The following is a 10,171-nucleotide window of genomic DNA, read 5'->3' on the forward strand; positions in this document are numbered from 1 at the left end:
GTCAGGGGCCGCGGCCTCGAACACCTCGCGCCCGTGCGGGCCCGCATCGGCCGCGCCGAGGCCGCCGTCGCCGCGGCCGAACTCGTCGTCGCCGAGGCCGCCCGCCGCATCGACGCCGACCCGGGGGAGGACGCCACCAACCGGTGGGTGTGGCGCGCCAAGCTCATCGCCGGGGACACCGCGTTCCAGGTCGCCTCCTCGCTCCTCGAAGCCGCCGGGACCTCCGCTTCCCGCCGAGGCCACCCGCTGGAGCGGCTCTACCGGGACGCCCGCTGCGGCGCCCTCCAACCGGCGACCTCGGACGTGTGCGCCGACTGGCTCGGCGCCGCCGCCCTCGGCGCCGACCCCGACCACGACACGGCGGTCCCGCGGTGGTGAACGCGCGCATCTCCGGGATCGGCACCGCCCTGCCCCAGCAGTACGAGCAGGACTGGCTGTGGGACAACGTCTTCCGGACCCACTTCAACGGCAGCCGCATCGCCGCCCGCATGTTCGACACCGCCGGGGTCGAGCGCCGCCACTCCTCGACCCCGCCCTATGAGCTCGCCGACGCCGCCGGATGGTCCACAGAGGAGCGCATGCGGCGGTACGCCGAACGCGCCCCCGCGCTCGGCCTGCGCGCCGTCCGCCAGGCCCTGACCGCCGCCGGGACCGAACCCGAGGAGATCGGGCTCCTGACCGTCGCCACCTGCACCGGCTACGGCACCCCCGGCACCGACATCGAACTGGCCGGGTCGCTCCCGCTGCGCGCCGACGCCCGCCGCCTCCTGGTGGGCCACATGGGATGTCACGCCGCGATCCCGGCGCTCGGCGCGGTCGCCGACTACGTCGCCGCGCACGAGCGCCCGGCCGTCCTGCTGTGCGTCGAGCTCACCTCGCTCCACGTCCAGCCCGGCACCCGCGACATCGACCAGGCCGTGGTCCACGCCCTGTTCAGCGACGCCGCCGCCGCGATCGTGCTGCGCCCCGGCAGCGCCTCCGGGGCGCGGAGCGCCGCAGCCCCGCGCCTGCGCGTGGTCGACGTCGCCGCCCGCACCGACACCGTCCGCCGCGGCCACATGACCTGGCGCGTCACCGATCTGGGCTTCCGCATGGGCCTGTCGCCGGAGGTCCCCGAGGCGCTCAGCGAGCACGTCGGTCCCCTCGTCAAGGACCTCCTCGCCCGCCACGGCCTCGACCGCTCCGAGGTCGCCGCCTGGGCCGTGCACCCCGGCGGGCCGCGCGTCCTCGACGCCGTCGCCGAGGGCCTCGACCTCGCCCCCGACGACCTCGACCCCTCCCGCCGCGTCCTCGCCGAGCACGGCAACTGCTCCTCAGCCACCGTGCTGCTCGTCCTCGACGAGATCCTCAAGGCCGGCCCGCCCGACGGCCCGGTCGTCATGCTTGCCTTCGGCCCCGGCCTGACCCTCTACGCGGCGCTCCTCGACGCCTGAAAAACGGACGCGCGCCGCCGCGAGGGCCCGTGGTAGGTTCGGCGCCATGTCCTCACCCGAAGCGTCCAGACCGGAGCCGCCGCACCGCCGGCGGCCCGCGACGCTCGCCTGAGAACTTCCCCGCCCTAGTCGCACAGGGCTCCTCTCCGCGCGTCCGGGACCGGCGGTCGTCCGCCGTCCGCTCTCGACGTTTCCGGAGAATCCGCAATGCCGTTCGTCCTGTACCTGCTCGCCATGGCCGTGTTCGCGCAAGGCTCCTCGGAGTTCATGCTCGCCGGCCTCCTGCCCGACCTCGCCGCCGACCTCGGCGTCACCATCGCCCGAGCCGGCCTCCTCACCTCGGCGTTCGCCGCCGGGATGGTCGTCGGCGCGCCCCTGATGGCCGCCGCCGGGCGCCGCTGGCCCCCGCGCACCGCCCTCGCCGCGTTCCTGGCGCTCTTCATCGCCGCGCACGCCGCCGGGGCCCTCACCGACGACTTCGCCGTCCTCCTCGCCACCCGCGTGCTCGCCGCGCTCGCCAACGCGGGCTTCCTCGCGGTCGCCCTCGCCACCACCGCGCTCCTGGTCCCCGAGACCGCCCGCGCCCGGGCCCTCGCGATCCTCTTGGGCGGCACCACCCTCGCCCTGGTCGCCGGAGTCCCCGCCGGTGCGGTCCTCGGCGAGGCCCTCGGCTGGCGCGCCACTCTCTGGGCCGTCGCCGCCCTCGCCGTCCCGGCCCTGGCCGCCGTCCTCCTCGCGGTCCCCAACCGGCCCCTCGAAGCGGCCCCCCTGCGCCTGCGCACCGAACTCGCCGTCCTCAAACGGCCCGCGGTCCTGCACGTCCTCGCGCTCGGCGTCCTCGTCAACGGCGCGACCTTCGGCGCCTACACCTACCTCGGCGCCCTCGCCGGGGACCGGGTCGCGATCGTGCTGGCGCTGTTCGGCATCGGCGCGTTCGGCGGCGTCGCCGCGGCCGGACGCCTCGCCGACCGCCACTGGAGGCGCCTCCTCGCCTGGGGCGGCCCGCTGCTGCTCGTCGGTTGGGCCGCGCTGGCCCTCGCCCCGACCGCGCTGCTGCCGCTCGTCCCCGTCCAGGGCGCGCTCGCGTTCGCCGTGGGCTCCACCCTGATCGGACGCATCATGGCCGCCGCGCAGGACGCCCCCACCATGGGCGGGTCCTACGCGACGGCCGCGCTCAACGTCGGCGCGATGCTCGGCCCGGTCCTCGCCGGGATCGGCTACGCGGCCACCGGCTCCCGCGGCCCGGTCCTGACCGCCGCGGGCCTCACGGTCATCGCGATCGCGACCGCCGTGTACGCCAGCAGGACCAAGAGCCCCGCCCACCACGGCAGCGGGAAGTAACCACCGGAAGGGACGTAGTGGCCGAGGACCTGCGGGTACTCGGCCACCGTCTGCTTCACCGCGAACCCCGCCGCAGGGGTCAACCGCAGCAGCCACTCCGAGACCGCGTCCGGGAAAATCGGCAGCACCCCGATCACGTACGGCACCGCGATCAGCGCCACCGCCACGAGCACCGCGATCCACCTGCGCCGCAACCACGCCCCGATCGCGAACGCCAGCACCGCGCACAGCGCCAAGGCCGCCGCGATCCCCGCGACCAGCTGCACCACGGTCCCCGCGCCGAGCGGCGTCACCGGGAACCCGTTGCCGCGCATCATCTCCAGCCTGACACCGAGCACCACCCCGGTCGCGACGGCCCCGACCGCGAACACCGCCGCCCCGAGCGAGACCGCCCGGACCGCGAACTCGCGCCCCGGCAGCCGCCCGCCCGCCGCCCCGAACCGGGCCGCGAACACCACCGCCACCGCCAGCGCGAACGGGAGCCCCAGCAGCAGCTGGTCCACATTGCGGAGCGGATCCTCCGTGGCCGGGCCGATGTCGCCGGTGCCGCTGACGGTCCACACGCCGCCCGCCTCGACCCCGCCCGAAGCATGGTGGAGCTTCTCCCAGTCGGTGTGGTTCATGTCCCCGACCGAGTCGCTCGCCCACTCGCCCGCACCGGCCCCTTCGACGCCGACGTGGTCGAACACGCCGACCGCCTGCGTGAACCGCGACTCCGGCAGTCCCGCGCCCAGCGCCGTCTCGCGCACCGTCAGGTCCCCGGGGGAGGCCGCGAACATCCCGACCTGCACCGTCTCCGGCAGACCGTCGATCGCGACCGACCCGACCTCGTCCCAGGTCTCGCCGTCGACCGACTCGAACCCGGTGATCTCGTCACCGGACCTGGTCAGCCGCAACCACACCGGCGTCCCCGGCGCGGTCGCGCTCCCGGCGACGTCCTCGGTGTACCCGTACTGCATCCGCACCCCGTGCTCCCCGGTGAGCATGAGCGCCGCGTAGTCCGAGCCCTGGTCGAGGCCGTCCTTGACGATGACCCCGGTCTTCGCCCACGGCACCAGGCCCGCCACGATCTCGTCGTGGTCCGGCGGCGGGTACGTGATCGTCCCGGTCATGTCCGCCAGGCGGACCGTGATCGACCCCTCCGGGCCGAGGTCGCGGTGCACGAACCAGAACCGGTCCGCGACCACCTCTCCTTCGGTCGACACCGGCACGGTCGGGCAGGCCCCGTCGCACGAGGACCGGCTCGCGGCCGCCGTCAGCAGCCCCAGTCCGATCAGGACGACCCCGACCGAGGCCAGCGCGATGAGCCGTCCGGGGCGGCGGAGCGCCGCCCACGCCGACGGCTTCGATACGGCGACGGCGCAGCGGCCCATGGCCGCGCACGCCGCTTTCACTTGCTTTCTCATGCCGACCGTTCTACGCACCAGGGCATGACACGGGCCGCAGCGAACCCGTTAGACCGCTGTTATGCCCGCCCGGGCATGCTGGGGGACATGCTCAGGCTCCAGGCGCGGACGCGGTTCACGGTCCTGTACGGCGCCGCGTTCCTCCTCTGCGGCGCGGCGCTCCTCGTCCTCGTGTTCGTCATCTCCGGCGGCGACTACTCCGACACCGAGCCGGCCACCGGCCAGGGGACCGCCACCCCGGTCGAGCAGATCGCCGCCCTCCAAAGGCAGCTCGCCGAGACCGACGAGCGCCACTCCCGGCAGATCCTCCTCGCCTGCGCCTGCGCGCTCGCCCTCATGATCGTCGTCTCGCTCCTGGTCGGGCGCCTCCTGGCGAAGCGGGTCCTGCGCCCGCTGCGGCGCATCACCGCCGTCACCCGCGAGATCACCGCCGAGCGCCTCGACCGCCGCCTGGCCCTGCCCGGCCCCCGCGACGAGGTCACCGACCTCGCCGACACCGTCGACGACCTCCTGGGCCGCCTCGAAGCCGCGTTCGCCGCGCAGCGCCGCTTCGCCGCCGACGCCTCCCACGAGCTGCGCACCCCGCTCGCGACCATGCGCGCCACCGTCGACGTCGCCGCCGCCAAGCCCGCCGCCCCCGCGCCCNGACCGCCTCCTCGACGGCCTCCTGGCCCTCGCCCGCGTCCAGCACGGCGCCTTCGGGACCGGGACCGCCGACCTCGCCGGCCTCGCCGCCGCCGCGCTCGACGCCCGCGCCGACGAGATCGCCGACCTGGGGCTGAGCGTCGCGACCGACCTGCCCCGGTCCGAGGTCGCCGGGGACGCCGCGCTCCTGACCAGGCTGGTCGGCAACCTCGTCGACAACGCCGTCGTTCACAACGAACTGGGCGGGTCCATTGCGGTCGCCCTCGCCCCGGCGGCCGACGCGGTCGTGCTGACGGTCAGCGGCTCCGGGCCCGTGCTCGACCAGGCCACGGTCGACGACCTGGTGCGCCCCTTCCGCCGCGGCGCGCCCGAGCGCACCGGCTCCGAACGCGGCTCGGGGCTCGGCCTGGCGATCGTCGACGCGATCGCCGCCGCCCACGGCGGCACGCTCGCGCTGACCGCGCTCCCCGCAGGCGGTCTCGCCGCCGCGGTCGCGTTCCCGGGGGAGCGGCCCGCTGACGAGGCGGCGCGATGAGGGTCCTGGTCGTCGAGGACGCCCGCGCGCTCGCCGAGGTCGTCGCCGAAGGCCTGCGGGACAACGGGATGGCCGTCGACCTCGCGTTCGACGGCCTCGCCGCCGCCGAGAAGCTCGGCCACACCGACTACGACGTGGTCGTCCTCGACCGCGACCTGCCCGGTCTCCACGGCGATGCGATCTGCCGCCTCGTCGCCGACCGCGAGGACCGGCCCATGATCCTCATGCTCACGGCCGCAGGCGGTCCCGACGACCGCGTCTCGGGCCTGTCCCTGGGCGCCGACGACTACCTCGCGAAACCCTTCCACTTCCCCGAGCTGGTGCTGCGCGTCCAGTCCCTGTCGCGCCGCCGCCCCGACGCGCGCCCGCGCACGCTCCGCGCGGCCGGGATCGAACTGGACCCGGTGCGGCGCACCGCGGTCCGCGACGGGCGCCTCCTTTCCTTGTCGGTCAAGGAGTTCGCGGTCCTGGAGGCGCTGCTGATCGCGGCCCCGGGGTTCCTGTCGGCCGAGCGGCTCCTGGAGCAGGTGTGGGACGAGCACGCCGACCCGTTCACGAACACCGTTGCCGTGACGGTGGGCCGCCTGCGCCGCAAGCTCGGCGACCCCGCCGTCATCGCGACGACCCCCGGCGTGGGCTACCGGCTGGGCTGACGGCGCTGCCGGGCGCGCGCGGTCATCTTGCGCGCCAGCAGGGACGCCGAGGCGGCGATGACGGTGAAGTTGAACGCCATCTGCACGCACAGCAGCGCCCGCGCGATCTGCCCCTCGGCGTTGACATCGCCGAAGCCCACCGTCAGCAGCGTGCTGATCGCGAAGTACAAAGCGTCGACCCTCGTGCGCAGGTTCGTGAACTCCTCGGGCCGGTGGACGGCGACCCCGTAGTCGGCGAGCGCGAACAGCAGCACCCCGCCGAGGATCGCCACGGCCAGCCCGCCCAGGGGCGCGTCGGGGTCCCGCAGCTGCCGCACGGCCTCCCAGCGGGCCGCGACCGCGAGCGTCACCAGCATCGCCGTCGTCAGCACCCACCGCAGGACCAGCACCACCGGTTCGGCGTCGGCGCGCACCGGGACCACGATGTACGCCACGACCAGTGCTATGCAGAGGATCGCGTACCGCGCGGCCGCGGGGATCCGGGGACGGTTCACGGCGCCGCCTCCGCCCGGCGCCTCCGGTCGAGGGCCTGCTCGGTCACGAACGCGACCACGACCGCGATGAGCACGACCGGGGTCATCGCCGAAGCGTCCGCGCCCAGCAGCAGCGTCACCAGCACCGCGGCCGAGACCGGCAGCGGCAGGACCGCGGCGGTCGCCGCCGCCATCCCGGCCGCCAGCGCGGGCACCGCCCCGAACCCGGGCAGGGCGCTGAGCAGCACGCCCGCGGCGGCGCCGAGGAACAGGCCCGGGAAGATCGGGCCGCCGCGCAGCGCCGCGAGCGACACCGCGTACGCCAAGCCCTTGCACACCAGCAGCGCGACCAGCGCCCACGCCGTGAACGACGCCGGATCGGCGCTCAGCTCGGCGAGCGACTCCTGCCCCGAGAGCACGACCTCCACCGGGGAGCGGCCCGTGAGCAGCGCATACGCGCCCGCGGACACCGCCGTCACGACCGCCGCGGCGACCGCGAGGGTCAACGGCCGGCGCTTGGCGACCGGGGCGAGCCGCCGCCCGAGGGCGTGGACCTGCTTGACGCCGATCGCGATCGCGGCCGCCGCCGGGACCGTCCACAGCAGGTCCGTCACGTGCAGCGCCGCGGCGTCGAGTCCGGGCAGGCGCAGCGAGGACACCGGCAGTCCCGTCCAGTCGCCGAGCCCGGTGAAGATCAAGGCGCCCACGCCCGCCGACAGCAGGCACGGCAGGATCACGCGCGTCAGCTTCGGCCCGGAGAACCCGACCGCTTCGAGGATGAACACGGCCGCGACCAGGGGACTGCCGAAGATCACCGCGACCGCCGCGGCCGCACCGGAGGTCCCGAGGACCGCCGCCGCGGGCGTCCCCTGCTCGGGCCCCCAGCGTCGCGCGATGAGCAGCGCGGTCGCCCCGCCGACGGCCATGAGCGGCGCTTCGGGGCCGAGGACGACGCCCAGCGGCAGCCCGCCGACGGCGGCCAGCAGCACGCCCGGCAGGTACGAGGGCTTGACCGGTTCGGCCGACAGGCCGTCGATCGGCACGTGCCCGCCGCCGCCCGGCAGCCACTTGACCGCGACGCCGACGACGATGCCGCCCGCGAGGAGCCACGGCGCGGGCCACCACCACGGGAGCGGGTCCAGGCCCAGGTCGGCGGGCAGGTCCTCCCACACGAACGCGGTCATGCGGTGCAGGAGCGCGAGGAACGCGAACGCCACCACCGACACCGGGATGCCGACGGCGCCCGCGAGCAGCAGCAGTCGCACGTACTGGCCCGTGCGCGCCAGCTGCTCCAGCCGCGCGCTCCCCGGTTCCGTCTGCTCGTCCACTGCGCCTCCCCGACACAGTTTTCACCGCGACGGGGCCCGGCACCGGGCATTCATGGCAAACGGGTCAGCGGCAGTCGACCGGCCGCAGCGCGGCCATCGTCCGGTCCAGGCACGGCCCGAACGCGTCGGGCTCGTCGATGTGGGGGAACGCCGAGGCGTGCAGGCACGCGAACGCGGCGCCGACCATGGCGCGCAGGACGACCGGGTCCGCGCCGTCCCCTGCCCGTGCGGTGAGCGCCTCGGTCAGCATCCGCTGGAGGTGCTCCAGGCGGCACAGGTAGGAGGCGAGGAGGCGGGGGCTGCGGTCGATAATTCGCTGGATCGCGGCGTCGTGTTCGCGCGATACTGGGTCGCCGAAGCGCTCGACGACCAAGTCGAACGCGCGCCGCAGGGAGTCCCACTCGGGCTCGCCGGACGGGCGCTCCGCCAGGCGTGACGCGAGGTCCTCGCCCAGCCGTTCCAGGCTGTCGAGGACGACCTCGTCCTTGGAGGAGAAGTACCGGAAGAAGCTCCGCTGTGACATGCCGACGGCCGCGGCGATCTCGTCGACGGTGGTCTCCTCGAAGCCCTTGGCGGAGAACAGCGACTCGGCGGTCCGGGCAATCCGCGATTGCACGGCCCGGCGTGACACTTCTCGCAGACTGGTACCGGCGGTCATGACAGGGATGTTAGCAACTGCAATGATTGACAGTCACTGACACTTCCGGTGCGTCGGCGCCGTCACCACAGCGCCGGCACCTCGGCACCGGGAAGGCCACAACACCTGAAGGATCCCCCCATGAGCGTTGACCAGCGACCGGCCGACACACCCGAAGCGGCCGACTCACCCGCGGAGGCCGAGCCCGCCGCGTCGGAAGGCGTCCCGGCCCAGATCAAACTGGTCCTCGGCGTGCTCCTCGTGGCCGCGTTCGTGATGATCCTCAACGAGACCATCATGGGCGTCGCCCTCCCCGAACTCATGGAGCAGTTCACCCTGACCGCGGCCACGGTCCAGTGGCTGACCACCGGGTTCATGCTCACCATGGCCGTGGTGATCCCGATGACCGGGCTCATCCTCCAGCGGTTCACCACGCGCACCGTGTTCATCGCCGCGATGACGCTGTTCACCGTGGGCACCATCCTCGCCGCGTCGGCGCCGGTCTTCGGCGTCCTCGTCGCCGCGCGCGTCATCCAGGCCTCCGGCACCGCCGTCATGCTGCCGCTCTTGATGACCACCGTGATGACCTTCGTCCCCGCCGACCGGCGCGGGCGCACCATCGGGTTCATCACCATCGTCATCGCCGTCGCCCCGGCGGTCGGCCCCACCTTCTCCGGGTTCATCCTCTCCCAGCTGTCGTGGCACTGGATGTTCCTGTCGGTGCTGCCCATCGCCGTCTTCGGCCTCATCCTGGGCGCGCTGAAGGTCCCGAACCTCGGCGAGACCCGCCCGGTCAGGTTCGACCTGCTCTCGGCGCTGCTGTCGGCGGTCGCCTTCAGCGGCCTGATCTACGGCCTCAGCTCGATCGGCGAGGCCGCCGCGGGCGGCCACGCCCCGGTCCCGCCGTACGCGACGATCACCGCGGGCGCGGTGGCGATGGCCCTGTTCGTGCTCCGCCAGATCCGGCTCCAGCGCACCGACTCGGCGCTTCTGGACCTGCGGGTGTTCAAGAGCCGCTCGTTCACCGTCGGCGTCATCATGCTGCTGGTGTCGATGGCGGCCCTGTTCGGCTCGCTCATCCTGCTGCCCATGTACCTTCAGAACGTCCTGGAGCTCACCACGTTCCAGACCGGCCTGGTGGTCCTGCCCGGCGGCCTCGCGATGGGCCTGACCGGCCCGACGATCGGGCGCCTGTACGACAAGTTCGGCCCGCGCCCGCTGGTCATCCCCGGCTCGTTCGGCGTCTTCGGCGCGCTCGCGCTGCTGACGCTGCTCGACCCGGTCAGCCCGGTCTGGTTCGTCGTCGTCATCCACGTCATCATGAGCCTCTCGCTGAGCCTGCTCATGACGCCGCTGATGACCTCGTCGCTCGGGTCGCTGAAGATGGAGCTGTACTCGCACGGCTCGGCCGTCCTCACCACGCTCCAGCAGGTCGCCGGCGCCGCGGGCACCGCCGTGTTCATCACGCTGATGACCACCGGCGCGACCGCGAGCCTGGCCGACGGGGCCGACGCGATCACCGCGACCGCCGACGGCATCCACACCGCGTTCCTGTGGGGCACGGGCATGGCCGTCATCGCCGTGGCCGCCGCGTTCCTGGTCCGCAGGCCCGCCACCGACGGTGCGGAGCCGGCGCTCGCCCACTGATCCCGAACGAGAACCGGGCCCGACCGCAGCAGCGGTCGGGCCCGGCTCCTTTGTGATCCCTAGAGCGCGTCCA

At 74.2% G+C, this 10,171-nt stretch carries 9 protein-coding genes and 1 pseudogene; 7 read left to right on the forward strand and 3 right to left on the reverse strand.

What is annotated here, in order from left to right:
• The 6 genes and pseudogenes from DI269_RS04730 to DI269_RS04755 form a co-directional block, all read left to right on the forward strand.
• Window positions 1–378, forward strand: a 378-nt coding sequence (locus DI269_RS04730; protein WP_198667150.1) for an acyl-CoA dehydrogenase family protein, incomplete at its 5' end; no start/stop codon positions are given.
• A complete protein-coding gene (locus tag DI269_RS04735; protein ID WP_232822618.1) occupies window positions 375–1,433 on the forward strand; it encodes a type III polyketide synthase in 1,059 nt (352 codons plus the stop codon). The genes DI269_RS04730 and DI269_RS04735, both read left to right, overlap by 4 nt.
• Before the next feature lie 207 nt (window positions 1,434–1,640).
• Window positions 1,641–2,774, forward strand: coding sequence for a Cmx/CmrA family chloramphenicol efflux MFS transporter (locus tag DI269_RS04740; protein WP_112133970.1), 1,134 nt, complete (start codon window positions 1,641–1,643; stop codon window positions 2,772–2,774).
• 1,742 nt (window positions 2,775–4,516) lie between these two features.
• Window positions 4,517–4,762, forward strand: a pseudogene (locus DI269_RS28980) (HAMP domain-containing protein); the annotation flags it as partial.
• Window positions 4,763–5,021: 259 nt separating this feature from the next.
• Complete coding sequence (locus DI269_RS27635; protein ID WP_232822619.1) at window positions 5,022–5,360, forward strand: ATP-binding protein; 339 nt, start codon at window positions 5,022–5,024, stop codon at window positions 5,358–5,360.
• A complete protein-coding gene (locus tag DI269_RS04755) occupies window positions 5,357–6,013 on the forward strand; it encodes a response regulator transcription factor (protein ID WP_112133971.1) in 657 nt (218 codons plus the stop codon). The genes DI269_RS27635 and DI269_RS04755 overlap by 4 nt, the downstream gene beginning before the upstream one ends.
• Here DI269_RS04755 and DI269_RS04760 read toward each other — a convergent pair.
• From DI269_RS04760 to DI269_RS04770, 3 genes are all read right to left on the reverse strand, one after another.
• Window positions 5,998–6,507, reverse strand: a complete 510-nt coding sequence (locus tag DI269_RS04760) for a potassium channel family protein (RefSeq protein WP_112133972.1) — start codon at window positions 6,505–6,507, stop codon at window positions 5,998–6,000. The two genes, DI269_RS04755 and DI269_RS04760, sit on opposite strands and share 16 nt — an antisense overlap.
• Entirely contained in the window at window positions 6,504–7,814 is a 1,311-nt protein-coding gene (locus tag DI269_RS04765) for a chloride channel protein (protein ID WP_198667151.1), read from the reverse strand. Before DI269_RS04765 ends, DI269_RS04760 begins: the two co-directional genes overlap by 4 nt.
• A 64-nt stretch (window positions 7,815–7,878) precedes the next feature.
• The gene (locus DI269_RS04770; protein ID WP_198667152.1) at window positions 7,879–8,430 is read right to left on the reverse strand and encodes a TetR/AcrR family transcriptional regulator; all 552 of its coding nucleotides are present in this window, start codon (window positions 8,428–8,430) and stop codon (window positions 7,879–7,881) included.
• Between the two features lie 162 nt (window positions 8,431–8,592).
• On the opposite strand from DI269_RS04770, the gene DI269_RS04775 reads away from it, so the two are divergent.
• Window positions 8,593–10,098 (forward strand): MDR family MFS transporter, encoded by a 1,506-nt coding sequence (locus tag DI269_RS04775; RefSeq protein WP_112133975.1) that lies wholly within the window; start codon window positions 8,593–8,595, stop codon window positions 10,096–10,098.
• Window positions 10,099–10,171 lie beyond the last annotated feature (73 nt).

The organism is Glycomyces dulcitolivorans (genome assembly GCF_003265355.1).
Taxonomy (GTDB): domain Bacteria; phylum Actinomycetota; class Actinomycetes; order Mycobacteriales; family Micromonosporaceae; genus Glycomyces; species Glycomyces dulcitolivorans.